This window comes from Mesorhizobium sp. M1C.F.Ca.ET.210.01.1.1 (genome assembly GCF_004791585.1).
In the GTDB taxonomy this organism is placed as follows: Bacteria; Pseudomonadota; Alphaproteobacteria; order Rhizobiales; family Rhizobiaceae; genus Mesorhizobium.
In genome coordinates, this window is record NZ_SRUU01000003.1 from 198265 (window position 1) to 224411 (window position 26147).

Here is a 26147-nt window from a genome sequence, read left to right on the forward strand (position 1 = left end):
CGAATTCTCCCTCACGCCGAAACTAATAGCAGGGCGGCGGCCCACACAAGCAGTATCGCACCGGCGACCTGGCTTGCCACCCTGCCGGTGGTCTGTTTTTCGATCAGGGTGAACAGGCCGATCAGCGCCATCCAGAAGATGTTCATCACGCCAACGGCGAACATCACCAGCATCAGCGCCCAGCAGCAGCCGAGGCACCAGATGCCCTGTTCCGCGCCGAGCCCGAAGATACGCGCGGGTATCACGCTCCAGTTGGCAAACAGGATCGAGAACGGGTTGCGGCATTTCTTCAGGCAGGCCTGCTTCAAGCCGCTAAATTGAAAGAGGCCGGCAATCGTAAGCGCAGCGGCCCCGGCAAGCCCGACGGCGGGATCGAGCACCCGCCCCGCGGCAAAGCCATGAACCGCAAGCGTCAGCGCGGCGAACGCCACCGAGGCGGCCAGCCAGGTCGCGAGGTATCCCGCCACCAAAACCAGCGGATGGACGACGGGCTCGCCCTTGGTTCGAGCGGTGTCGGCAATCTCGCAATAGGTGCGGATCATCGGCGCCGCCGAAGGCAGCATCGCCGCCACCGCCATCAGGAACCACATCAGGACGAACGCCAACGCCTGCGCGGCAGCCGAGCCTGCGAGCGGAGCCGGCGCAAGGCACAAAGCGAAAAAGCGATCGAGAAATTCCGGCAGCGGCAAACGCGGCAGGTCTTTCAGCAGCGTATCGCCCGGAGCACCGCCGGCAAGCCGGCTTTCGGCACCGCGGATCGCCATGGCAGCGAGGATGAACCAGGCAAGCACGATGCCCGCTCCTATGGTGAGCGTCACCGCTAGGCGTGGGCTGCGCGCGAGTCCCGCCGTGGCGCGGCCGGCGCGGTCGAGATGGCTGAAATCGTGCTCCTGGCCGGTCATGGCAATCGAATGGGCCGAATCGCCGCGTTGATCAAGCCCGCCGATCTGCCCTATATCCGCATCTAGGCCCGACGGGCCGCACCTCACATGGAAGCCTGGCGTGGAGCAGAACGACAAAGCCCGCATATTGGTTGCCGGCACCGGTCCGGCCGGCCTGATCGCGGCGCTCGGCTTTGCCGAGGCCGGCTTTGCCGTGATCCTGGCAGGCCCCGAGGTAACGAACAGCGACGGCCGCACCACGGCCCTCATGAATCCTTCGCTGAAAGTCCTCGAGCGGCTCGGCGTGCTGGATGGGCTCAGGCCGCATGCGGCGCCGTTGAAGGTGATGCGCATCGTCGACGCGACCCGCCGGCTGATCCGCAGCCCGACCGTGACCTTTCGCGCCAGCGAGATCGGCGAGGAGCAGTTCGGGCTCAATCTGCCGAACAATGTCCTGATTCCGGTGCTCGCCAAGGCGGTTGCCGCTCATCCGGGCATCGAGTGGCGAAAGTCGATGGTCGAGACATGGCGGCTCGAAGCCGACCGGGCTCATGCGAGCCTGGCTGACGGCGGCGAGGTTTCCGCGTCGCTGGCGGTCGCCGCCGATGGGCGCCTGTCGCCGGCACGGGAAGCCGCCGGCATCAAGGCCTCCGCCCGCCCCTATCCCCAGTCAGCGCTCGTTCTCAATTTCAGTCATCGCAGCGAGCATGGCTTCATCTCGACCGAATTCCACACCGAGACCGGGCCGTTCACCCAGGTCCCACTGCCGGGCAAGCGTTCCAGCCTGGTCTGGGTGGTAAAGCCGGAAACGGCGCAGGAACTGGCGGCCCTCGACGTCGCAACGCTGTCCGTGCGGGTCGAGGAGCAGATGCAGTCGATGCTCGGCCGCGTCTTAGTTGAACCCGGTCGCCAGGTCTATCCGTTGTCGGCCGCCTCGCCGGGCCGTTTCGCGCAAAACCGTGTGGCGCTCGTCGGCGAAGCCGCCCATGTCTTCCCGCCGATCGGCGCGCAGGGCCTCAACCTCGGCATCAGGGACATCGACGACTTGATTGGAATCGCCAGCGAAAACCGCGACGATCCAGGGTCGAGGCTGTGCCTCGCCGCTTACGACACAAGGCGCCGTCCCGATATCCTGGCGCGCAGCAGCGCGGTGAACCTGCTCAACATGTCGCTGCTGTCCGATATGCTGCCGGCGCAGCTTGCGCGCAGCGCCGGCCTCACCGTGCTGGGCAGCTTCGCGCCGCTGCGTGCCTTCTTCATGCGCGAAGGCTTGCGTCCGGGCAGCGGTTTTCGCGCGATTGCCGGCGGCCTCAGGAAGCAGGGCGCGCGCTGAGGCGATACTTTTGGACTTCGCGCTTTCCGGTCGCGAAACCATTGCATTCGCCGGTCCGCAGCTTGGCCATAAGGCGGCGTTGCGGCATTGAATTGGGGCAACGTCTGCGCCAATGGTACCAAGTCGAAAGTCGGGGTCGATTTTTGGCTGCGTAACGTGTAAATTCAAGACCTTAGGCGCCCTGCGCGCAAGCCACTGACGGCGCCTCGGGTCCGGCGTGTGATCTGGGAAATCGAAATCGATTTTCGGAAGGGGTCATGCGCAAAGTGAAGGTGCTGCAGCGTCCTTTGCGCGCCCGAAGGGACGCGCGGCGCTGCAGGTGGTGAGTGCGATGAAAACGGCCAAATTCGCGATCGGACAGGTGGTTCGCCATCGGCTGTTTCCCTTCCGTGGCGTGATATTCGACGTCGATGCGCAATTCGCCAACACCGAGGAATGGTACGAGGCCATTCCCGCCGACATGCGTCCCAGCAAGGATCAGCCTTTCTACCACCTCCTCGCCGAGAATTCCGAGACCGAGTATATCGCCTACGTGTCCGAGCAGAACCTGCTCGAGGACCGCTCGGGCGAACCCGTGCGGCACCCGCAGATCGGCGAGATGTTCGACAAACTGCCTGACGGACGCTACGAGCCGAAACGCCACTCGAAGCACTGAAGGCCGCTCAAGCGGCAACAAAAAAGCGGGGCGACTGCCCCGCTTTTTTTCATACTGGAGAAACGCTCCGGCGATCAGTTGGCGGTCTTCGCCTTGTCCTGCTCTTCCTTGAGCTTCTTGGCGAAGTCCTGGTTGTTCTTGGCGACGAAGTCCTGCAGCTTCTTCTGCCGGTCCTCGATGTCCGACTGCTGCAGCGGCGGGCCGTCATAGGCGCCGCTGAAACCGGTCAGCGCGACCTTGATCGGGTTCGGCTGGTTCTGGAAGTTGATCGACGTGAGGGTGATCTGCTGGCCCTTCTTGAAGGAAGCGACCAGCTGGTCGCTCAGCGGCACTTCCGCGACGCAGCGATCCGGGAAGCAGATCACATAGTCGAGCTTCTGCGCCTTGCCGGCGTCGATCTGCAGAGCGATGCCCGGAGGAACGAGACGGCCGGTCGGCACCGTCACCTGGAACACCTTGCGGTTCACCTTGCCCTTGAGCTCGATCAGGCTGACACCGGTGACGAGCTGGCCATTGCCGGCGGTGACGATGTTCTGCACGTTGCAGATATCGACATCTTCCTGCTTGGTGCAGGCCTTGAACCAGCCCTGCGGAATCTGCGGCTGCTGCTGTGCCGAAGCGGTGAAAAGCCCGGCGCCCAGGACGCCGACCACGCCTGCAGCCAGCACCGAAAGGCGATACGCGTTGCTCGTCATATGGTGCACTTTCCTCTCAAATAATCCCGGGGACCGGCTTCTTCCTGCCGTGTGGTCCCGCTACCTGTTGCCCAAATGAGGCAACAGCATGACTTCGGAGCGCGTGTTACACTGCCAGCGACGCCGAATCCAGCCCGGTTTCCGGGATTTCTTCCGGGTTTCTCCTCCCTGGGCGAAGCTCGATTGGCGACACACTGGCTGAAGCCGGTTTCCGCTGGTGCGCGCCGATTCAATCGGGGCGCGAAATGCTCTAGGGTGCGTGTCGAATCACCAAGCTGCCCGGCAAGGAGACGGTCATGGACCGCGTTCTCGTTCGGCTGATCGCCGCGACCTCGTTTCTGTCCCTCTCGCTGCTTCCGGCTTTGTCGGAACCGAAGCACGGCATCGCCATGCAGGGCGAGCCGGCGCTGCCTGCGGACTATACGCATTTCGACTACGTCAATCCCGATGCGCCGAAAGGCGGCAGCGTCACCTATTGCGTCGTCGGCAGTTTCGACAACCTCAACCCCTTCATCCTGAAGAGCCTGCGCACCACCGCGCGCGGAATGATCGATACGGTCTACGGCAACCTCGTCTTCGAGCCGTTGATGCAGCGCAATTATAACGAGCCGTTCAGCCTCTATGGCCTGCTCGCCGACAGCGCCGATATGGATCCGGAACGCAAGAGCATCGAGTTTCATCTCAATCCCAACGCCAAATGGTCGGATGGCCAGCCGGTGACGCCGGACGACGTGCTGTTCACCTACGATGTCTTCGCCGACAAGGGCCGCCCGCCCTACAGCGACCGCATGAGCATGATCGCCAAGCTGGAGAAGACCGGCGACCACAGCGTGAGGTTCACCTTCAACGACAAGGCCAATCGCGAATTTCCGCTGATCGTCGCGCTGACGCCGATCATTCCGAAGCACGCCTTCGACAAGGGCACCTTCGACAAGACGACGCTAAAGCCGCTGATCGGCAGCGGTCCCTATACCGTGGACAAGGTGCAGCCGGGGCAGCGCATCGTCTTCAAGCGCAATCCCGATTACTGGGGCAAGGACATCCCCTCGAAGCGCGGCTTCGACAATTTCGACCAGATTACGATCGAGTATTTCCTCAACGCCAACGCCAAGACGGAAGCGTTCAAGAAGGGCATCTGCGCCCTCGACGACGAGACCGATCCGGTCAAGCGCGACCGCGATATCGACTTCCCTGCCTTTCGCAAGGGCGAGGTAAAGCAGGAATATTTCGATACCGGAATTCCGCCCGTGGTGACGGGCTTCCTGTTCAACACCAGGCTGCCGAAGTTCGCCAGTCCGCTCGTACGGCGCGCGCTCGGCATGCTTTACGACTTCGAGTGGGCGAACAAGAACCTGTTCGCCGGCAAATTCAACCGCACCATGAGCTTCTGGCAGAACTCCGAGCTGTCTGCGCTCGGCCATCCGGCCGACGACCGGGAGAAGGCGCTGCTTGCCCCCTACCCCGGCCGCGTGCCTGCCGAGGTCTTGGACGGCACCTGGCGGCCGCCGGTCACCGACGGCTCCGGCCAGGACCGCAAGGTGCTGCGAGCGGCTTTCGAGGTGCTGAAGGGCGCCGGCTACCATGTGGAAGACGGCAGGATGCTCGACCCTCAAGGGAATCCCTTCGGCTTCGAAATCCTGACGTCATCGCAGGACGAGGAGCGTCTAGCGGCGCTTTATCAACGCACGCTGGAGAAGATCGGCATCGAGGTCACCATCCGCAGCCTCGACGGCGACCAGATCCAGTCGCGCAAGCAGCGGTTCGACTTCGAAGTCCTGATCGGCACGAGCGGCTTCAACAATTCGCTGTCGCCCGGCAGCGAGCAGGTCGGGCGCTGGGGATCTGTCGCGGCCAAGCAGGAGGGTTCGTTCAACCTGGCGGGCGTCGCCGACCCTGCGGTCGACGCGGCGATCAACGCAATGCTGAACGCCCGCGCCAAGGAAGACTACGTCGCTGCGGTGCGCGTTCTCGACCGGCTTCTGATCTCCGGCAGCTACATCGTGCCCATGCAATACAACACCCAGCAGTGGCTTGCTTACTGGAGCTATCTGGAACATCCGCAAAAGACTCCCATATTCGGCTATCAGCTGCCGGCATGGTGGCGAAAGCCCAACTGACACAATCCCAACCGACGCAACCACGGAGACGACCATGAGCGCCGAGAACTCGATCACCGTCGATGTGGTGTCCGACGTCGTCTGCCCCTGGTGCTTCATCGGCCAGAAGCGGCTGGACAAGGCGATTGCCGAGGCCGGCGACGTCGACGTGCATGTGCGTTGGCGGCCCTTCCAGCTCGATCCGACCATTCCGCAAGCAGGCATGGATCGCCGCGAATACATGCTTGGCAAGTTCGGCAGCGAGGAACGCATCCACCAGATCCACGCGCGCATCGAACCGCTCGGCGAAGCGGAAGGCATTCATTTCGCCTTCGGCGCTATCAAGGTCGCCCCCAACACGCTGGACGCGCACCGCGTCATCCGCTGGGCGGGCGCCGCCGGCGAGGACGTGCAGAACCGGCTGGTGCGCCGCTTCTTCCAGTTGAATTTCGAGGAAGGCGCCAATCTCGGCGACCACGCCGTGCTGGTCGAGGCAGCCCGGGAGGCCGGCATGGACGCCTCCGTGGTCGAAACGCTCTTGCCGACGGACGCCGACGTCGACGCCGTGCGCAACGAGATCGCCACCGCATCGCGCATGGGCATCACAGGCGTGCCGTGCTTCCTGCTCGAAGGCAAATATGCCGTCATGGGCGCGCAGGACGCCGAAACGCTTGCCGACGCCATCCGTCAGGTCGCCGGGGCCAAGGCGCGCGGTGAGCTCGAAATCGCGGATTAGACTATTTCACTGTCACCTTCGCCTTGCTGACGAAGAAGCCGTGGCCGCTGCTGCTCGTGCAGGTCAATCCCTTGGTCGACGACAGGCAAGTGAATGACCCCTTGCTCCAGCCATTGCCGTAGCCAAGCTTGGTCACGTCGCCGCAGCAGCCCTGCTCGCCGGGGTTCTTGATAAGTGTCGCCGGCCCTTTCGGCCCCAAAATCACCGTCACGTAGTTCGGCTCGACGCGGGAACAGGAAAGCTCCGGCCCGCCATTCTGCGGCTGGTAGGTGCTTGTACCCCCCTTCGGCGTGTAGATGCAGCCGATATTGCCGGACGGCGTGTTGAATTCGATCTGGCCTTCGGCGTTGGCCGGAATGGTCTGGTTGCCGGCAAGTGCGTGCGGCAGCCAGGCGAACACCACGAGCATCGCGGGCGAAAACATCCTTTAAGACATTGTTGATCCCCCTCGATGCGAAGCGCCCAGATTCGACCTCTGGGGACAAAATTGTCAACGCTGGCTCATCGCCCTGGTCGGGCCTGTCCGCGTCAGCAGCGGCGCGGCAATCGACAAACACGATTCGCCGCCAAAACTGTTTCCGGAAGCGTCGCGGCCCTGGACGAGGCGATTGAGGGTGCCCGAACGGGACGGACAGTGGCTGTTTTTGGATCGCTGCACTCGCCTTCCGGACGCTAAAATCGGCGGACCGGCATGTCATTTCCGTTCACAAACCCGTGTTCTTGCTTTCCCTAGGGGAAGGCTGCGCCGGACCTTGGGCCCCTACCCCAACTGGCTGAAATAGAAACAAAATCCGCGCCGGGAGCGCCCGACCGGTGCGGCAATTCTGTTGCGCTCGCGCCACGGCGGGTAACCCTGCTCACATTCGGCAGCAGAAAATTAATGGAAAATGATCAATTGGTGTTACTATCCGTAACAAAACTAGAAAAGGTTTGGGCGGGATCGTGATTCGGGTCGGTAGACCGCGACGTACAGTACCGGAGCAAACATCCAGCGAGGCGGCAAAACCCTCGCCCCTGACGCCGGTATCGTCGATGCGCACTTTCTGGGGGCTGATGCGAGCCTACTGGTTCTCCGACCGGTGGAAGGAAGCCTGGACCCTCACCCTCGTCATAGCGCTGCTCACGGCGCTCTCCAGCAAGGCCGGCGTCTGGTTCGCCATGGCATCGGGCGAGTTGGTGAATTCGATCGCCTTCTTCCACGACGCCGCCAACACCAAACCCTTGCAGACGCTTCTCACGAATGCCGGCATATTGGTGCTGCTGGTCGTGCTCAAGGACGCCGGCTTCACCGGCGTGCGAAACCTCGTTTCAACGACGTTGCACCGCAAATGGCGCGGCTGGCTGAACAACCAGTTCAACCAGGCGCTGCTCGACGGCAACCATACCCATTTCCATGCCCAGCATGGTTCCGTGGCCGGCGGCATCGTCGCCCCTGACAACATCGACCAGCGCATCCAGGAATCGATCAAGGACATGACGGGTGGCGCGATCGGCCTCGCGATGGGCGTGCTGGGCGTGGCGACCTCGCTCTACTTCGTCGGTGAGAACCTCATCGGAGCCTCGGTGGAGGTCAAAGGGCTGGAGTTTCTCGGCAGCTATGGCAGCGCCGTTCTCGCCTTCCTGGCGGTCGCCACCTACGTTCCGCTCAACACCTGGATCGCGATCAAGCTCGGCGGCCTGCTCGAACGTCTCAACGTACGCATGCAGCAGGCAGAGGGCAGCTATCGCGGCGAATTGACGACCTTCCTGCGTCGCAGCTTCCACGTCGCCGCCTCGCATGGCGAGGATGTGCAGAAGTCGATGCACGACAAACTCTATGTCGACATCGACAAGACCTGGGGACGGCTGAACGTCGTCAACACCAGCTACACATCATTCGAGCTGATCTACAATTTCATCGGCGCTCGTATCGTTGCCTACGGACCCGGTCTCGTGCCGTTCATTCACAACGGCTTCGACCTCAAGGGCTACATTACCGGCTCCGAAATGGTCGCGCAGCTGATCAGCCAGTGTTCGTGGTTCATCCATGTGATGCCGGCGATCGCCACGCTCAGGGCCAACAGCCAGCGCGTGACCGAGCTCGCCGACGCCATCGAGAATGTCCAGCAGCCGCGGGAGTTCTATCGCCAGACCGGGCGCTCGGACTTCAGCTACGCCACGCAAAACCCCGTTTTCGGCCTCACCATCCAGAAGCTCGAGCTGGCGCATCAAGGCGAGGACGCAACGCCCTTCCTCAGCGCTGCCAACCTTCGCTTCCGCCGCGGCGAGTGGACGTTCCTCAAGGGCGAGTCCGGTTGCGGCAAGACCTCGCTGATCAAGGCGATCAACGGCCTCTGGCCTTATGGCCGCGGCACGATCGTGTTCCCGGAAGGGGTAACGAGCTTCTACGCCGCCCAGGAAGTCAAGCTGCAGCAGGTTTCGCTGAAGCAGCTCGTCTGCCTGCCGGGCTCGGAGAACGACCACGGCGACATGCAGGTGGCGGCGGCACTGCACAAGGCTGGCCTCGGCGAGTTCATCGGGCACCTGCCTGACGAGAGCCGCGAGGGCAAGATCTGGGATCAGGTCCTGTCCGGCGGGCAGAAGCAGAAGCTGGTTGTCGCCCGCATCATCCTGCAGCAGCCGGGACTTTTGTTCCTTGACGAAGCGACCGGCGCGCTCGACCCCGAAGGCAAGATTGCCTTCCACGAAGCGATCAAGGCCAATTGCCCCGATGTCACGGTGATCAGCGTGATGCACGAGGCCGTGCCGCCGCGCTCGCTTGCCGGTGAAGAGTTCTACCACAGCGTCGTGGCGATCACCGACAGTGTCGCGACCAAGAAGCCGTTGGTCCCCACCCTGCCGCGCGAGCTCACCACCATCCTCGCCCAGCCACCGCGGCCGGCCGAGGACAAATGGCTGCGCTTCCGCCGGCTGAAGCAGAAATAGCGGCCATACCAAGCCTTTGAGCTGACTCCATCGCCAGGCTGCGGCTGGCGTCGATCACAGTCTCGCGAGCCGACGTCCCTTCGCTCATTTTTCGCGCTCGCCGCGATTGACTCGGCATCGCCCACTCCTATGTTGCGCCCGCTCGCAAAATTCAAAACGCGAACCCCGCGAGCAGAAAGGTCAACCCGCCATGCCTGGCGATAGTCACAGTCGAACGCAACGGCCGTCCGCCTTGACGTGACCTGACGGCTCACGTCCTGCCGGACGGCAAGGAGTGAGCCATGAACGAATTCGCACCCGTATTGGACGACGAAGCGGTCGCCGTCGCCCGTGTTCTTGCCAACGATCACGTCGCTGACGTGGTCGAAGCCCTCAACCGCGAACCCCGTGAGACGGCCATCGAGCTGCTCTGCGCCGTGCCGTTCGAGCGGCTGGTCGAGATTTTCGACCAGCCGGAGCTCGAAAGCGCCCCAGAGCTGGCCGAAGCCCTGCCACGCGCCAAGGCGAGCAGGCTGTTGACCGCCATGTCGGTCGACCGCGCGGCCGACATCCTGCGCGAGCTGGATGAGCCGGCCCGTTCCGAACTGCTCGGCGCGCTTGCTCCGCCGCTGCGCGCAACGTTGCTATCCATCCTCGGCTATCCCGAGGGCAGTGCCGCCTCGATCATGACGACGGAATTCGTCAGCGTGCCTTCGGACTGGACCGTCGACCGCACGCTCGACTACATCCGCAAGGTCGAGCGGACGCGCGAGACGGTCTACGCGATCTACATCACCGACCCGCAGACGCACCTCCTGTTGCGGGCAACGGGCTTGCGCCGGCTGATCACCGGCGAGCCGCAGGACTCGATCCTGTCGGTGGCGCCGGACCGCATGCCGGTGACGGTCACCCCGCTCACCGATCGCGAGACGCTGGCGCAGACGATTTCCAAATACGACCTGCTCGCCGTGCCGGTTGTGGATCAGGGCAAGATCCTCGGCATCGTCACCATCGACGACATCATCGACACGATGGTGGAGGAAACGACCGAGGACGTGCATCGTTTCGGCGGCATGGGGGCGCTTGACGAGCCTTATATGAAGATGAGCTTCCTCGCCATGATCCAGAAGCGGGCCGGCTGGCTCTGCGCGCTGTTCCTCAGCGAGATGCTGACGGCCAACGCCATGCAGAGCTATGACGGCGAACTGGAGAAGGCGATCGTGCTCACCCTCTTCATCCCGCTCATCATGAGCTCGGGCGGCAATTCCGGCTCGCAGGCCACCTCGCTGGTCATTCGGGCGCTGGCGCTGCGCGAAATCGGCCTTCGCGACTGGTGGCGGGTGGCGCTGCGCGAGTTGCCGACCGGTCTGGTGCTGGGCTCGATCCTCGGCATCGTCGGCATCTGCCGCATCGCGCTCTGGCAGTATCTCGGCCTCTACGACTACGGCCCGCACTGGATTCTGATCGCGGCAACGGTCGGCGCGGCGCTGATCGGCATCGTCACCTTCGGCTCGCTGTCGGGCTCGATGCTGCCTTTCGCGCTGAAGCGCATCGGCTTCGATCCGGCGAGCGCCTCGGCGCCTTTCGTCGCCACGCTGGTCGACGTGACCGGGCTGGTCATCTACTTCTCGGTGGCGCTGGTGATCCTGCGCGGCACCTTGCTTTGAACCAAGCCTCACCGTCGCCGGCTTCGCCGGCGGCGGTTCCGCTCCGCAACGCCGTGCTCAGACGCGCTCGCCGTTCTTCACGCGGTAGGTCGGCTTGTACATGGTGACGAGTTCCTCGGCCGCGGTCGGGTGGACCGCCATGGTGCGGTCGAAATCGTCCTTGGTGAGTCCCGCCTTCAGCGGAATCCCGAGAAGCTGCGCCATTTCGCCGGCGTCGGGGCCGAGAATATGGGCGCCGAGCACCTTTCTCGTGGCGCTGTCGACCACAAGCTTCATCAGCATCTTCTCGTCGCGGCCGGACAGCGTGTGCCGCATCGGACGGAAGGAAGCGCGATAGATCTCGATATCCGGGAAGCGCTTGACTGCCTCATCCTCGGACAGGCCGACGGTGCCGATCTCCGGCTGCGAGAAGACGGCCGTCGGGATGGTGTCGTGGTCAGGCGATGCCGGATTGCCCTTGAAGGCGGTCTCGATGAAGCACATCGCTTCGTGGATGGCCACCGGCGTCAGCTGCACGCGATGGGTGACGTCGCCGATCGCCCAGATGTTGTCGATATTGGTGCGGGAATATTGATCGACGACGATCGCGCCTGTCTTGCCGAGTTCCACGCCGACGCCTTCGAGCCCCATGTTCTCGGTGTTGGGGATGCGGCCGATCGCCAGCATGACCTGGTCGACCGTCAGCGCCTGACCGCTGGAAAGCAGCACGTCCAGCCTGCCATCCGGGTTCTTGCGCACCCATTCGGACACCGCGTGGCAGAGGATCCTGATCCCTTTCTTCTCCATCGTCTCGTGCAGCGAGCGACGCAGGTCCATGTCGAAGCGGCTGAGGATCTCCTGGCCACGGTAGACCAGCGTCGTTTCGACACCAAGTCCATGGAAAATGTTGGCGAATTCGACGGCGATGTAGCCGCCACCCTCGATCATGATCGCCTTCGGCAGCGCCTTCAGATCGAAGGCCTCGTTGGAGAAGATGCAATATTCGTGGCCGGAAAGCGCAGGATGCGGGGCCGGCCGGCCGCCCGTGGCGATCAGGATCTGGTCGGCGCTGACGGTGCGGTCCTCGGCGGTCAGGTATACGGCATGCCGGTCCACGAGCACGGCGCGCGAATGGAACGTCTCGCCGCCCGCGCCCTCGACATTCCTCTTGTAGATCGCCTCCAGCCTGGCGATCTCCTTGTCCTTGTTGGCGACCAGCGTCGGCCAGTCGAAGCTTGCCTCGGGCACCGTCCAGCCATAGCCGGCCGCATCGGCGAAATGCTCGGGGAACTGCGAGGCATAGACATAGAGCTTCTTCGGCACGCAGCCGCGGATGACGCAGGTGCCGCCATAGCGATATTCTTCGGCGATGGCGACGCGCTTGCCGAGGGACGCCGCCACACGTGCCGCCCTCACCCCGCCGGAGCCGCCGCCGATGACGAAAAGATCATAATCGTAACCGGCCATCGGATGGGCTCCTGCAAGATGGGAGGGACGCGTCAGAGGTAGGCTGCCGGGGGGCAAAAGAAAAGCCCGGGGAAACCCGGGCTTTGTGGTCCAGCGGCGCGGAGCCGCGCTGATTGGCGATCAATTCTGCGAATTGTCCGCCGGTGCCGAGCCATCGGCCGGCGCTGAATCGTCGGCCGGAGCAGAGCCGTCGGCGGGGGCTGTGGCATCCTGCGCAGGCTTGGCCGGAGCCGCGGCCTTGGCGGCGGCGGCGAGAGTCTCGCCGACCTGCTGAGCGAGGTCGCGGGCGACGCCGTTCTGCCAGATGTCGGCCGCCTTCACGAGGTCGCGCGTGACCGCCGGGCCGCTGTCGAGCAGCTTCTTGCCGGCATCCGAGCTGTAGAAGGTGGCGATATCGTTGAGGTCCTTCTCGGAGAACACCTTGGCGTAGGCGAGCGCGGCCTCCTTCTCGAGGTCGGCGCGGCGCGAAGCGAGGCCGAGCGCCTTCTCGCTGACGGTCTTGCCGATCAGCTCCTGCATGTCGGGGTTCTTCTGGATCAGCTGGTTCTCAAGCGCAGCAGCGGCCTGCGGCAGTATGTTGTCGAACGGGTCAGTGGCGTGGATCGCAGCCACCGCGGCGCGCGCGGCCTTGAGATGCGATTCGCTCACATCCTGCGAGAACGCCGGCGAGGACAGCGCAAGGATAGCTGAGGCCGCCAGAAGTGTCGAAAGGCGGCGAACCCGTTTATGCAACATCATGATCGGTAGAACTCCCTGGTTTTCGGGCGACATGGACGGTTTGGATGCCGTCGCCGCCGGCGATGATGGCCGTTGACGCCAGCCCGATGAATAGACCGTGCTCGACAACGCCTGGAATGGCGAAGAGAGCATTCGAAAGCGCTCTTGTATCCGGAATGCGGCCAAAAGATGCATCGAGGATAAAGTGGCCGCCGTCTGTAACAAATGGCTGGCCCCCCGTCATCCTCAATGTCACCGGCCCCACGAGGCCGAGGCTTGCCGCCGCTGCGCCGACCGCGATCTCGGTGGCGCGCAGGCCGAACCTGTTGACCTCGATCGGCAGCGGGAAACGGCCGAGGGTCTCGACCATCTTGGACCGGTCGGCAATGACGATCATGCGCTGGGACGCCGCGGCGACGATCTTCTCGCGCAACAGCGCGCCGCCGCCGCCTTTGATCAGCGTCAACGAAGGGTCAATCTCGTCGGCGCCGTCGATGGTGAGGTCGAGCTCGGGCGTTTCCTCCAGCGTCGACAGCGGCACGCCGAGCTCGCGGCAGAGTGCCGCGGTGCGCTCGGATGTGGGTACGCCGATGACAGTGAGGCCGGTCGCGACTTTTTCGGCCAGCAGCCGGACGAATTCGTCGGCGGTCGTGCCGGTGCCGATGCCGAGCCGCATGCCGTTGCCGACATGGGCAAGGGCCGCGCGTGCGGCCTCGACCTTCAACTGTCTTGCGTCCATGCCGCTATTGTCCCGATTTCCGTGATTTGGCGCGCGTCCTAGCATTTTTGCCTGCCCCGTCAAAGGCTCTGCCTGTGGACCGATAGAGGTAGCTTGCTTGACCACCGCGCAACTTGTATCGGCTGCGGCACCTCAATCGTCGCAGGAACTGACCATGACCCGACCGATCATTGTGTTCGATCTCGACGGGACGCTGATCGACACCGCGCCGGACCTGCTCGACAGCCTCAACCACAGCCTGGCGGCAAGCGATCTCATTGCCGTCGACGAAGCCGGCTTCCGGCGCTTCGTCGGCCATGGCGGCCGCGTCATGATCGAACGGGCGCATGCGGCACAGAACAGGGCGCTGGTGGCGGAAGAGCACGACCGGCTGCTAAAACTCTTCCTCGAGCACTACACGATCAACATTCCGGGCAAGTCGCGCCCCTACCCCGGTGTCGTCGCGGCGCTCGACCGCTTCCGGGCCGCCGGCTACCTGATGGCGGTCTGCACCAACAAATACGAAGCGCATTCGGTGGCGCTGATCGGCGCGCTTGGCCTGGAGAACTACTTCGCGGCGATCTGCGGCCAGGACACCTTCGCCTTCCGCAAGCCCGATCCGCGCCACCTGACCGAGACGATCAAGCTGGCCGGCGGTGACCCGCACGGCGCCCTGATGATTGGCGATTCGCAAACCGACATCGACACGGCCAAAGCCGCCGGCATTCCGGTGGTTGCCGTCGATTTCGGCTACACGGATCGCCACGTGCGCGAGTTCGAGCCGACGCTGGTGATCTCGCATTTCGACACGCTGACGCCGGACCTGGCGGAGCGTTTGATCGCGGCGGCGCGCTGAACGGCTGCCGGATCGGGCTCGCAGGAAGTCACGAAACAAACCGCAGCATAACGTCGCCACATCGCCTTGACTTAGCGCACCCGCCTCCCTTATATCGCGGCTCGCTTCGGCCTTCGGGCAATGAGCGGGCGATTAGCTCAGCGGGAGAGCACACCCTTCACACGGGTGGGGTCGCAGGTTCAATCCCTGCATCGCCCACCATCCAACTCCCTGATTGAGTTGGATGACCTGGCCGCGACGAACTTCCAGAATTCATAGCGCAGGCAGCCGAGCGGCTGCTCAGATCAGCCCTCTGCGCACGTTCAAACGTGTCACCGCCGTCACCAGGATGGCGCCGGTCATGAAATAGAGCGTGGCCAGGATGTTGCCGTGATGGAAATGAAACCCTGCAAGCAGCAGGGCCATCACCACGGCGAGAAATGCGACTATCCGCGAGAATTCATCGGGCATGGGCGACCTATTGTGGAAGCAAGATGGATATGGCCGCCCTCAATCAGCCGTGCGCTCAATAGAGCGATTTTTCGATTTCCGCAATCGGCCCGGCGCGGAGCCCGACAAGGCGGACGGTCTGTTGCGCGCTGGTGTTGCTAGGCCAGATCCACCTCAATCCACAGCCCGCCGGGGCCACGAACCGCATCGCGCGGTGCGTGGCGGACCGCTCGGATCGAACCGGATGGCGCGGCAAAGGGCGGCTTGCCGTTCTTGTCGGCCAGCCACTTGTCGTCGGCGCGGATGACGCGGCCACTGGTCTTTTCGGCCAGTGCCGTCACGATAGCGTCGTAAGGCATTTCGCCCCAGTGCACCTTCTTGGCGTCATCCTTGTTGGTCGGAATGAAGGCCGAAAGATCGGTGTTGGTCAGAAGGTCGATGCCCTGCTTTTGCGGCGTGGCGTTCTGGCTGCCATGATGAGCAACCTTCAGATAGACTGTGCGAGCCATGAGGTCGGCGGTTGTCACAGTCGCCTGCTCCTGCTGCCATTTCAAATCCTTCCAGCTCAGCCAGTTGCCGATTTGCGCATCGCCGGGGAACAGCAGCACATTGTTGCTGTCGGTGAACTCGAACGCCAGCACCAGGCTGGTGTTGTTGACACCGCGATCGAGCTGCAGGGCGAGGTCGGCGGCAATCCCCATCCAGTCGGCATCGATACGGCGCCAGGACTGGTCGCTGTCTTCATTTGCCGCCGTATGGGAGACGAGGCCCGAATAGTGTTCGCGGACAAAAGCGGCAATGTCGAGCGTCGTATCGCTGCCCTTGTCACCATTCAGCGCCGCCGACAGGTCCGTACCAACATAACGCTCGAAAGGGCAGAGTTCGTCGACATATGTTGCATCGCCAGCTCCGTCGTTCATCTTCAGCCCTGCGGCAAGCGCTCGCGCGAATGGACCGCCACTGGCAAGCGGGAACATTTCGCCCGCCTTCTCCTCAAGCCGAAGTGCTGCCTTGTCGCGCGGCGGACCAAGCACGTAGATGCGCAGCTTGGGCAGTTCCTTGATCGAAAGGGGCGGCTTGCCCGGTTCAAGATAGATGGGTTTGCTCTTCGAAAGGCTGGCCGCCGCGTTGCGCGCCGAGCGCACTCTCTCGCCGGCGGCGCCGAACTGGAAGCCGAGCACCGACTGCAGGCCGTCGCGTATGCCGGCGAGATAAGGCGTCGGCGCGTCGTCGGCGTCGAGCCGCTGGCTCACGCCTTGTAGCGCCGTCAGGGCCGCGCCCTTGAACCTGTCGAGCTCGGCGGCTTGCTGATCGGCGGGGTCTTCCGTCCATGCCATCCATACCGCTTTGACGTCAAAACCCGCAAACAGGTCTTTCGCGGTCAGGAAGCCCGAAACATGATCCCAATGCTCGTGGGTGATGACCAGGACGTCGATCTTGCCGCCGGTCTGGCTCTTGACGTCGGCGACGATGTCCGACACCAGCGCCGGGCCCCCTTGGACGGACACGTGGATGCCGCAGTCGATCAGTATGCGAAAAGGCGAGCCGTCGGGCGCTGGAAAGGTCAGCAGGTGGCAGTCACCGATACCCTGGCAATAGTGCCGGATCGTGACGGCCGGCTTCACCGCCGCCGCCGCGCCGGTCACTGCCCGCGGCTTGGTCGCTGCTGCCGGCTTGGTCGCTGCTGCTGGCTTCTTAGACATGATCGTCATCTCCATCGCTGGCATGCAGCAGGGCGAAGGGTTCGGTGATCTCGCCACCGAAATAGAGGGCCCGCAGTGGCGACAGGAAGTTGGCGGTCGCAGTCTTGGCCTGCCGCTCGCGCCGGTCGAGGCTGCCGGTGTTCTTGATGATCGAATAGCGGATCCGCTCTTTCCCCTCGCGCGGGTCGATGATGAGCGTCGCGCCGCCGCGAAACCAGATGAAGCCGTCCCCTGCCTTCACGCCCTTCAGCATCGGCTTGCCGTCGAAGCCGATCGGAATGCGTTGCTGGATGACGGCAATCACCTCGGTGCGGAACGAACCGTCAGCTTCGACGCGGCGGGTCGGACGCACGCTGAGGATACTGAAAGTGGTCTCGCCCCTCTTTGCCTCGGCCAGCAGGGTGCCATCGTCGTCGTAGCGTGGCAGGTTGGGCAGAAGGCCGAACTGCTTGTGAACCGCCGGATGAGCGGCGAAGACACGGTGCATCGCCTCCCACATCGCATAGCGATTGTCCTCGTTGAGCGCGAAGATCTCGGAGCGATCGAGTTCCTGGTTCCAGCCGAGGTTGATTTCGCCCAACAGCCCCTTCAGCCAACGAGGCGACGGATCGTCAGGCTCGCTCCAGGCGAGCGTCTCCTCCGAAATGGTGCGGACGTCGCGCGGCAGAAGTTTCCATCGGCGAAAGGATTCGATGAAGGCCAAGCGATAATGGAGCGGATCGTCGGGGTAGGCATCGATGTCGGCCGTGATCAGGGCGCGCAGATATTCACCGAAGGTGATGTCGACGGCCGGGCAGTAATCAAGTGCGCGAATGCACATGGTCAGCATCTGCTGCGCAACCTTGGCGGTTTCGTCGGTCAGACGCTCCACCAGGCTGGGATGCAAGGTGCCGGCCGGCAGCACGCCGGTGCCGCCGGTCGCCAACTGGATAAGGTCGTCGGTGCGGCGGTCAGCGATCGCCAGGAACGCCTGATAGACGGCGAACACCAGGATCGACCCCCGGTCGTGAGGCTCGAAGGTCTTGGTGTAGTCAAGCGCGGCCATGCCGGGGCCGCCATAGTCGCGCAACGGCCCGGCGCGACCGCTGCCTTCGCCGAACTGAGCGGCGATGCCGGACAAAAGCGTCGCCACGGAGACGTCACCCTTCGCCTTGGCGATGGCAAAGCTGACCAGCTCCTTGAGGGTGAAATGCTGGAACAGCGCCACGATGTCGGCGAATGCCTCGTGGAAGGCCGGCACGTCGGGATTGGACGCCTCTTCGAAAAGACGGTGCAACCCGTCGAGCAGCGCATGCGACATCTCATGAGCGACGATGTCGTTCGACAGGCAGGAAAACACCGTCGTGCCTGGTGTGGTGACGTCGCCGTCCTTGCTCTCGGCGGGAAAATAGCCGAACAGCAACGCCTTCTTGTCAGGGCTGTAATAGGCGTTCGCGGCGCGCAGCGCGTGCGGGTAGATGCGCAGGCGCGGCACTTCATGTGCTTTCATGGCCATGCTCCCACGGCTGCCGGGTTTGCCGGTATAGTGGGGAGCCCACAGCGCGCGGCGTCCCAACGCGCGCTCGAAATGGCCAATCGTGGTCATGGCAACGGCGTAGACCATCTGCTGGTGGAACTGCGGATTGCCTTCCGACGGCGTCAGGCCATCCTGGGCGAGCAAGATCTTGTCATTGAGGTCGACCGGATCGTAGACGCGGTTGGACGCCGGATCGACGTCGACGACTTCGAGATATTCGCCGATCGGGCCGGGCAACAGCGCCTTTGCAGGCGGCGGCCCGTCGTCCCAGGGAACGGAAAGGGTCGCCTGAAAGACAGATACGGAATCCAGTTGCTTGGCGATGGAAGGGTCGAGCGCGTAGATGCGCAGGCGACGCTTCGGTGATGCCGCCGGACGCGGCTTACGCTTGATCGGCGGCGCCCGTTTTGTCGCCGCGCGCGTGGCTGGTTTGGCACTCTTGCGTCCCAGCGCGCCTTCGAGAAAGGCCCGCAGCGGCTTCGACGGATTGCCTTCGTCCAGCGCTGCCTCCAGATAGCGGTTGCACGCCGCAGACGAGACCATGCCGCCGTCCGGATCGGCGATCGCCTGATCGACCGAAGCGACATTTTGCGCCATCTGGGTCAGTTCCAGCGCCAGCATCTCCCGGTGCCGAAGCTCCGTCGGCGACAAGGGCGACAAAGCGTTGCCGCCGCCGGTGAAGAGATCGAGCCAGCCCCACGAATACCTGGCCGGCGGCAGTTTTTTCAGGAGGTTTTCAGCCAGCGGCATGACCAGGAGCGCGGCGTCCGCGCGCAACACTCCTTGCCCTGCCTTCTGCAAGGTTTCAGCGGCGCTCATCCTGGGCGTCGACTTTGCCGCCGCTGAAAACAGCGCGTGGCGGACGGCTTCGACGCGCATCCAAGGCTGCGAATAGTGCTTCACGACGTCCCAATGCTCAGCCAGCCAGAGTGCGGCCGCGGCGGCGATCTGCGGCGTCGCCGCCGAGGTGCCGTTGCCATCCATGTCGACGACCTTGGCGCAGTCGATCTCGGCCCAGGGCACATTCGGCGTATAGGCGCCGATCGCCGTCGCCATTTTCGAGGGCGGGCCATAATTGCCCTGCATCGTTCCCAGGCTCAGGCCGGAATAGGCGCGGCCGTCGGCCATGACGCCACACGCCGCCAGCACGCGATTATAGCGGGCGGGAAAGACGATGCTTCGCGGTGTGAGGGTGAAGTTGTTGCCGGCCGCCGTGACCATCACCACGCCGTTGTCATAGGCAAGGTTGACGGCATCGACCAGCGCCTGCGAGGTCAGCCCGCCCATGCTCATCGATAAGACCTGTGCGCCCTTCAAGCGCGCATAGTCGATGCCCTGGACCATCGTGCCGGTCGTCAGCCGCACCACCCAATCAGCGATGCGCACCGGGATGACATTTGCCAATGGGGCGCCTCCGACAAAATCGGTGAAGCCTGGCCAATTCGGCGAGGTGCCGTCGAGCTTGTTGCCGGCGAGCAGGCTGAGCGTGCCGGTGCCGTGGCCGCGATTGCTGGTGAGCGTGCCCACCGGAGCATGATCGGTCGCGTCGTTCGGCGCGCCGCCATCGACGAAATTGCGCTGCAGAGCCGTGACGAGTTCTGCCGGGCGGGTGCGGTGCCCGGGGTCGAACCCGGTATCTAGATGAGCGATGGTGATGTTGGACTGCTTGGCGCCAACTTTGTTGCGGGCATCGGTGAACTGGCTGAAGGCCGGACCGGCATTCCAGGCGACTACGCCTGGTTTTATCGCTTGCCCGCCGCTCGGATCCTGGTCGTCGAAAGTGCAGGCGGGGCTGGCGCTGGCCGCCATGCCACGGTCGCCTTTGCTGTTCTTGTAGTCCCACCGCTGGACGATATCGGGCTCGACCGCAAGGACGTTGGCGCTGGCCGCCGCGGCGACGCCGGCGCTTCCGGAAAGCAGATTGTGGGCATCGTCCCAGGGATTGCCCGAACCGGCGACATTGGGGGTGAGCTTTAGCCAGGTGGCGCCTTGACTCGCGGCGGCGCCAAGGTTGGCGCCGGGAGCACCCGGCGGCACAGTCAAAATTGGTTCGGCAACAAATCCCGCGAACGCCGGCCCGACTGCGGCAAGGCCTACGCCTTGGCCGCGAACCTTCACAAGGAGTCCCCCAGCTTGTGCCATGGCCTGCCCCCGAAGTAGAAATCATGGTGTCGACTGTCAGCTGCAGTCAACCCAGAGTCTCCAACCACATCGCTATCAATCACTTCATCATTCGGATGCCGGGACAACCGTCTTGCCGAGCACGGTTGCTTGATGCTGAAGCATACGGCCTTCGCTTACCCGCCCGGCAACAATCGCGCTGGCCGGTCGGCGCTTCTGTGACTGGCTTCACATACGCCGGGCGGGCTTCGGGCACAAATACTGCACCGGGTGGCACTGGCTTCTGCTTCGATGCACGGGCTCGAATGGCTTCCGGGCTTGAAAATGGGGCGGTCCTCGGCAGGGCATTTCGATCACCTAGCCATTTTCAGATTTGCTGTTCCGCGCGCGTCGGTCCCCTCCCGCCACGCGCGTGGACGGCGTTTCCAAGATCGGCCCGTGTCCGCCAGCACGCTCCGATCCCTTTGCAAGGAAAGTTGCCGGCTAATCGATGCCGGCGGCACATGTCTGGCGCTCGATCTTCACCACAGGCCGTCGTGTGTTGCCGTAACCACCACGAAAGGAGACCAGGCCTTGATCGAGCACGCACTTGTCATACAATTTCCGCTCAACGAGAGGCGGAATCGCATCATGTCCCCAGCCAGCGCAGACGACAGGAGCGCTGTGCCGCGTCTGGCGCGGATCGATCCGCGTCACTTCGAACTGCTGTTCGGCGGTTGCAAGGTGGAACGCTATGCCGCCGGCCAGCACCTTTTTGTCCAGGAGGACGCGTCCGACCGCATCTACGGCGTCCTGAGCGGCACCGTCGAAATCTCGCTCTATTCGCCGGGCGGACAGAAGTTGGTGGCCAATATCGAACTGTCGCGCAGCCTCATCGGCGAGATCGGCGCCTTGGATGGGCGTCCGCGCACGGCAACCGCGATCTGCCTCACCGCTTGCGAGCTGGTTTCGCTCAGCCGAGCGCAACTCTTTGATCGCATTGAAAAAAATCCGCCGCTGGCGCGCGCCATGATCGAACTCTTGTGTACACGGCTGCGCTGGGTCAGCGGCGAGCTCGGCGACCAGGCCTTCTTCGGCATCGAAGCCCGGCTGGCGAAGCGCCTGGTGTTTCTCAGCGGCGTCATGGCCGATGCCGCCGGCTGGATCCCGATCTCGCAATCGGAACTCGGCGAATTCCTCGGCGCGACGCGCGAATCCGTCAACAAGACGCTCAATGATTGGCGCAACCGGCAGATGATCGCCATCAGGCGCGGCGGGCTGCGGATCACCAATGCCGCCGCGCTGAACCAGATCGCAGAATCGCAGGACGACGACTGAACGGCTTTGCCTCGAATCAGAGCCGTGAAATCAGGTAGCGCAGCGCGGACCGGCTCGGCATGAAGAAGTAGCCGCCGCCCTTCGTGGTAACAAATTGCGGCATGTCTTTAAGCACCGTGACCTTTTCCCACGAGGGAATCGAGAACCGGCCGCCGCCGTTGCGCGCGCCGATCGTTGGATCCTTTTCGCCGGCAAGGCCCTGGAACGAACTCGACGAGACCCAGGTCTGCTGGATGAATTCGTATTGGCGTTCGATGTCGGCGTTGAGGCACATGAAGAGCAGCCCCTTCTCGACCTTGCCGCTCCGGTCCTTCTTCTCATAGGTGCGGCCGACGCGCAGGATGCGGTGGCGCTTACCGATCCTGATCTGCGTCTCGCGGTCCTCGCCGAGCGAATCGCGCGGATTGGAGCGGCGTATGTGCGAGCCGAGCGGACAGCGATGCCCTTGCGGGTCCTCGGCGCCAAGCGCGAAGTCGTTGTCGACGGCGCGATCCGGGCGGCCGTCGGGGTTGCGCACCAGCGAACTGCCGTCCTGCCAGCGCCCGAGCATCTTGGCCGCCACCCAGCGCGGCGTGATGGCGTCGTCACCGGTCTCGCGCGCAGCCCACGCGGCGGCGTGCTTGCAGTAGTCATCGAACAACTCGACATGCTGCTCGAACTGGCGCACGACGAGGAAGGAGCCGTTGCGGCCGAAGTCGCGCGGCGGCGGGGGCTGGCCGGGAATCTGCCGGTTTCGCCGCACCTGTGACAGGATGCCGGTGCGGTCCTGCGCTGCCCGCACGGAGGGCGAGGCTGGATAGAACCCGTGCTCGTCGCGATATCCGAACAGGAACTCGCCGGGCGCGACCAAATGCATCGGTGCGGCGCCCTTGTTGGCGCGCGAGGTACCCCTGACGATCGGTTGCGAGACACCGTCGGCGAAGCCGAAATGCTCATAGGCGCGGGCGCGCTCCGGTTTGCCGTTGCCCGTATGCCGGGATTTTGTGCCGTCCTTCTTCGGCTCGCGATTCACGACGAGCGGCAGCTCGGCGACGATCTTCATCCCCGCGCCCGTCGTCTTTCGCTTCGCCGCCGTGACCTCTGCCTTGAGCGCCGAAGGCTCCTCGGCATAGCAGATAACGACCGCGTCGACCGGCGTCTTGGCCGCGCCCCACTGCCATTTGTCCGACGCGTCCGGGCCGGTATCGTCGAGGATGCGGCTGCGCTCCGGATTGCCCATGCCGTGGCGAAAGGCAGCTGGAAATGTGTCCAGCGGATCGTCGTCGACGCCGCCCTCCAGCCCGAGACGGCGCAGGCCGTCGGGACCGAAGGCCACCATCATGGCGCGTCCGGCCGGCACGCCGTCGCCGAAACTCGTTTTGTCGATGACGAAGTCCAGCCACGCCTTGCGTTGCATTGCCGGCAGCTCTTCGGGCACCCGGATCGCCAGCATGTGCCCGTAGCCGAGGGCGCCAAAAGGACCGAAGAAGATGGATTGGATCTCGCCGGCTTCCAACTCCTCGAGAGGCGAAGGCGCCGGGCCGGTTGACGCCGACGCCGACCTTGCCTGCGGCCGCTGCAACGAGCCGAACAGGCTCACCCAGTCGCGGGCCTCATTGCCGGTGGCGGAAGCGATGCCGCGCCTGATCCTGGAGTTGATGCGGATGCGCGTGGTGTTGAGATGCGGATAGGCGGAGTACCAGAACAGCGTCGGTACCTGCTGGCGCCGTGCCCAGCGCTTGAAGCGGTCGCCGTCGCGCGCGCCGTCGAGGAAGAGCCAGCGCGTGCGCGGGTAACCTTCCGTGTTGCTCCAGACGCCGGTCAGGCCTTCGGAGGCCTTGGCGATGAAATCCTCCAGATAGCTTTCCCAGCTGCCGCCATAGTTGGAGAAGAACATCAGCTTGTCGGTGCCGGGCAGCAGCACCCAGCGGGCGAAGTGAATGGTGTTGATGGTTGCGAGGAACCCCGGCTTGAACACTTTCTTCGCCGTTATCGAGATCAGGTAGAAGGAAAGCCGCAGCGCCAGCCGCCGCAAGGTGCCGGCCTTCATCGTCGAGATCGCGGTGAGATGGTTTTGCGCGCTGTGGTCCTCGTTGGCCAGGATCCTGTCCAGGGCGCCGATGTCGACCGGCGTGCTCTGCGGCCGGTCCTTGTCCTCCAGGCGCCGCAGGCCCAGGAAACACAAGCCGACGAACGCCGAGGCTATCGCGAGCAGACCCAGCACTGCCAGCAGAAGCGCGGTGCCGGCGATTGCGATGTTGGTGAAGGTGATGCCGTGAGGGTTCCCGAGCACCAGCACATAGGTCATGCGCCAGAAGGCGACAACGACGATCGCCAAAGTGGCGAGCATCGCGGGTGCAAGCAGCGTCGTCGTCAGGGCCCGCCACCAGCGGCCCGGCGGCCGCTCCAGCAGGCTCTCGGCCGGCTCGAAGGCCCAGCCGAATTGCCCAAGCGCCTGGGCGTGCCGGCGCGCTTCGGTAAGCACCGCAAGGGCGTTGCCGGTGCCCGCGCGCGGCTTTTCGACGATCTGGCGCACACTGTCGGCAAGCTCCGCTTCCGCCAGTATGCGGCGCACGGAATGGCCAGGCGTTCCCGAAAACACCAACCCTGCCGTGCTGCCGAAGGATGGTGATATTTCGATGTGATACTTCTTCAGGAAGTCCTCCAGCGAACCGCCGTCGGGCAGACCGCACGCATCCCTGAGGATCGGCCGCAGCCGGTTGCCTATGGCAAGCGTGATGGCGCCGATGACATCGTCCGTGCTGCCGTCGCCGGAGATTTCGAGCACGAGCGCGCCCTTCTCCATGCCTGATTTCTCGTCCTTGCCGGTGGCGGCGACCGCCAGGCTGGTGAAATGAATCGAGCCCACCTTGTCGAGCGCGCCGCCCACTTCGTCGATCGCCGGATTGCCGAGAGAGCCAACCTTGTCGCGCACGGCATCCAACGGCATCGCGCGCACGATCGGGCATACGACGGTGACCATCGACTGCTCGACCGTGCGGCAAAGCGGCGAGCGCTCGAAATCGACCTTGAGGTTCGCCGGATACGCGCCGACATTGGCCATCTTGCCGGCCCTGCCGCGCGCGCGTCTGAGGTTGGGCTTGCTGAACAGCGCGCGAACGCATTCACCGATTTGAATGCGGGCAATCTCGGCGCCGATGCACAGATGAATGCCGTGGCCGAAAACCATATAGTCGCGATGCGGCCGCAAGGCGTCGAATTCGTTTGGCCGCTGCACGATTTCCGGATCAAACATGGCCGACAGCGTCGCCGGCATCACGACCGTTCCGGCCTTGACCAGACGTTCGCGGCGCGTGCCCTGGCCAATCACCGCATCGCGCCTGGTGTAACGCCAGGGCCCGACCCAGATCGGCTTGAAGCGCATGGCTTCGAGTATCGCCCGGTCGAGCTTGTCGATGCTGCAGTCCGCAAGCGCGGCATCGACTGCCTGCCGCGCATCGGCGCGCGACAGGATCACGTCCAGGCAATTGCCCCCGGCAAGGACGTTGGTCGGAACGAAGCCGGCAACCATGCCGAGCATGATGGAATGGATGTCGGGCAGCGACAGGCGTCCCTGATCCATGAGCGTGACGAGACGCGCCAGCGGCCGGTTGTCCTCGCCTCCCCTGTCCCGGACCGCGGCGATCGAGCGGTCGATGACCTTGATCAAGCGATCGCCGCCGACGACCGCGAGCTGACGTGTCGTCCGGTTCGCCGCCGGATCGGAAAAGAACAGTGCGCTGAGCGCGATCGACCAGTCGGCGAATTCGGTTTCGTCGTCGATCTCGAGGCCAAAATAGTCGCGGCAGATGCGCACCGGCACGATCTTCATCAACCCGGCGATGGCGTCGAAGCCAGGGCCGGCCCTGGTCATGATGTCGCGCGAATGGCGCTCCGCGATCGGCCTGACGGCGGCTTCGACTTCCGCTGGCGGAAAGGCGCTTAGCACGGCCGACTTCATCTGCCGGTATGCAGCCCCGTCCTGCATACCGAGGATGAAATTCGATCCCCTGGCCAGTTCCGCCATTTCCGGTCCGTAGGGCGTTTCGAACTCGTCGCCGCGCTCCAATATGTCGCGCACATCGGCACCTTTGGTGACGAGGAGGAAATTGCCGAAAGCCAGGTTCGGCCAAAAGCGGCGCAGCAGCGCCAACAACCAGCGTGGATCGCTGAACAAGAAGCCGGCGATACGGGACGCAAGCCCCTTGGCGCGAAGCCGATTGATATCGAACGGCGGCATTTCAGCGACGGGGCGCTGGCTCTTCTGGGCAGCGCGGACAGCGGCGAAATACTTCAACTTGATCATGCGCGTTCGAGCCCCCCGGCTGTCAACGTCGATGCGATGCCGGCAAACTCATGGCCTAGGTTTGCATCGGTC

General features: G+C 63.9%; 18 protein-coding genes and 1 tRNA gene. 9 read left to right on the forward strand and 10 right to left on the reverse strand.

From position 1 onward, the window contains the following. Positions 1-11 precede the first annotated feature (11 nt). On the reverse strand, positions 12-902 hold the full coding sequence (locus EN853_RS04980) for a DUF2182 domain-containing protein (protein ID WP_127858122.1): 891 nt from the start codon (positions 900-902) through the stop codon (positions 12-14). A 100-nt stretch (positions 903-1002) separates the two neighbouring features. Here EN853_RS04980 and EN853_RS04985 point away from each other — a divergent pair, with 100 nt between their 5' ends. Together EN853_RS04985 and hspQ are read left to right on the forward strand one after the other, a co-directional pair. Further along, on the forward strand, positions 1003-2214 hold the full coding sequence (locus tag EN853_RS04985) for a UbiH/UbiF family hydroxylase (RefSeq protein WP_127858121.1): 1212 nt from the start codon (positions 1003-1005) through the stop codon (positions 2212-2214). A 331-nt stretch (positions 2215-2545) separates the two neighbouring features. Beyond that, positions 2546-2869, forward strand: coding sequence for a heat shock protein HspQ (gene hspQ / locus EN853_RS04995; RefSeq protein ID WP_167524375.1), 324 nt, complete (start codon positions 2546-2548; stop codon positions 2867-2869). Between the two features lie 74 nt (positions 2870-2943). On the opposite strand, the gene EN853_RS05000 is transcribed toward hspQ, so the two are convergent. After that, the gene (locus EN853_RS05000; RefSeq protein WP_127858118.1) at positions 2944-3573 is read right to left on the reverse strand and encodes an invasion associated locus B family protein; all 630 of its coding nucleotides are present in this window, start codon (positions 3571-3573) and stop codon (positions 2944-2946) included. A gap of 287 nt (positions 3574-3860) precedes the next feature. On the opposite strand from EN853_RS05000, the gene EN853_RS05005 reads away from it, so the two are divergent. Together EN853_RS05005 and EN853_RS05010 are read left to right on the forward strand one after the other, a co-directional pair. Then, positions 3861-5681 carry an extracellular solute-binding protein gene (locus EN853_RS05005; RefSeq protein WP_127858117.1) on the forward strand — a complete coding sequence of 607 codons (1821 nt, stop codon included), beginning with the start codon at positions 3861-3863 and terminating at the stop codon, positions 5679-5681. 34 nt (positions 5682-5715) lie between these two features. Then, entirely contained in the window at positions 5716-6396 is a 681-nt protein-coding gene (locus tag EN853_RS05010; RefSeq protein WP_127858116.1) for a DsbA family protein, read from the forward strand. A 1-nt stretch (position 6397) separates the two neighbouring features. Here the strand turns inward: EN853_RS05010 and EN853_RS05015 are convergent, their stop codons facing one another. Next, positions 6398-6805, reverse strand: a complete 408-nt coding sequence (locus tag EN853_RS05015) for a hypothetical protein (RefSeq protein WP_167524376.1) — start codon at positions 6803-6805, stop codon at positions 6398-6400. 623 nt (positions 6806-7428) lie between these two features. Here EN853_RS05015 and EN853_RS05020 point away from each other — a divergent pair. Then, a complete protein-coding gene (locus EN853_RS05020) occupies positions 7429-9321 on the forward strand; it encodes an ABC transporter ATP-binding protein/permease (protein WP_167524377.1) in 1893 nt (630 codons plus the stop codon). Between the two features lie 281 nt (positions 9322-9602). Further along, on the forward strand, positions 9603-10967 hold the full coding sequence (gene mgtE, locus EN853_RS05025; RefSeq protein WP_127858113.1) for a magnesium transporter: 1365 nt from the start codon (positions 9603-9605) through the stop codon (positions 10965-10967). 57 nt (positions 10968-11024) lie between these two features. Here the strand turns inward: mgtE and gor are convergent, their stop codons facing one another. The 3 genes from gor to rpiA form a co-directional block, all read right to left on the reverse strand. Beyond that, positions 11025-12413: a glutathione-disulfide reductase gene (gene gor, locus EN853_RS05030; protein ID WP_127858112.1), complete on the reverse strand. Its 1389-nt coding sequence runs from the start codon at positions 12411-12413 to the stop codon at positions 11025-11027. Positions 12414-12533: 120 nt separating this feature from the next. Next, positions 12534-13151 (reverse strand): DUF2059 domain-containing protein, encoded by a 618-nt coding sequence (locus EN853_RS05035; protein WP_127858111.1) that lies wholly within the window; start codon positions 13149-13151, stop codon positions 12534-12536. After that, positions 13138-13869 (reverse strand): ribose-5-phosphate isomerase RpiA, encoded by a 732-nt coding sequence (rpiA, locus tag EN853_RS05040; protein ID WP_127858110.1) that lies wholly within the window; start codon positions 13867-13869, stop codon positions 13138-13140. The genes EN853_RS05035 and rpiA overlap by 14 nt, the downstream gene beginning before the upstream one ends. A gap of 154 nt (positions 13870-14023) precedes the next feature. Between rpiA and EN853_RS05045 the strand changes: the two genes are divergently transcribed. Both EN853_RS05045 and EN853_RS05050 read left to right on the forward strand, forming a co-directional pair. Further along, positions 14024-14704 carry a phosphoglycolate phosphatase gene (locus tag EN853_RS05045; RefSeq protein ID WP_127858109.1) on the forward strand — a complete coding sequence of 227 codons (681 nt, stop codon included), beginning with the start codon at positions 14024-14026 and terminating at the stop codon, positions 14702-14704. A gap of 126 nt (positions 14705-14830) precedes the next feature. Then, a tRNA-Val gene (locus EN853_RS05050) sits at positions 14831-14905 on the forward strand. A 78-nt stretch (positions 14906-14983) separates the two neighbouring features. Here the strand turns inward: EN853_RS05050 and EN853_RS33865 are convergent. From EN853_RS33865 to EN853_RS05060, 3 genes are all read right to left on the reverse strand, one after another. Beyond that, the gene (locus EN853_RS33865; protein WP_167524378.1) at positions 14984-15154 is read right to left on the reverse strand and encodes a hypothetical protein; all 171 of its coding nucleotides are present in this window, start codon (positions 15152-15154) and stop codon (positions 14984-14986) included. Positions 15155-15291: 137 nt separating this feature from the next. Beyond that, positions 15292-16836, reverse strand: coding sequence for an MBL fold metallo-hydrolase (locus EN853_RS05055; RefSeq protein WP_167524379.1), 1545 nt, complete (start codon positions 16834-16836; stop codon positions 15292-15294). Next, positions 16829-20389, reverse strand: a complete 3561-nt coding sequence (locus tag EN853_RS05060; RefSeq protein WP_245516830.1) for a S8 family serine peptidase — start codon at positions 20387-20389, stop codon at positions 16829-16831. The genes EN853_RS05055 and EN853_RS05060 overlap by 8 nt, the downstream gene beginning before the upstream one ends. Positions 20390-21103: 714 nt before the next feature. On the opposite strand from EN853_RS05060, the gene EN853_RS05065 reads away from it, so the two are divergent. Continuing rightward, complete coding sequence (locus EN853_RS05065) at positions 21104-21790, forward strand: Crp/Fnr family transcriptional regulator (protein WP_127858293.1); 687 nt, start codon at positions 21104-21106, stop codon at positions 21788-21790. Between the two features lie 16 nt (positions 21791-21806). Here the strand turns inward: EN853_RS05065 and EN853_RS05070 are convergent, their stop codons facing one another. Then, positions 21807-26075 (reverse strand): cytochrome P450, encoded by a 4269-nt coding sequence (locus EN853_RS05070; RefSeq protein WP_127858106.1) that lies wholly within the window; start codon positions 26073-26075, stop codon positions 21807-21809. Positions 26076-26147 lie beyond the last annotated feature (72 nt).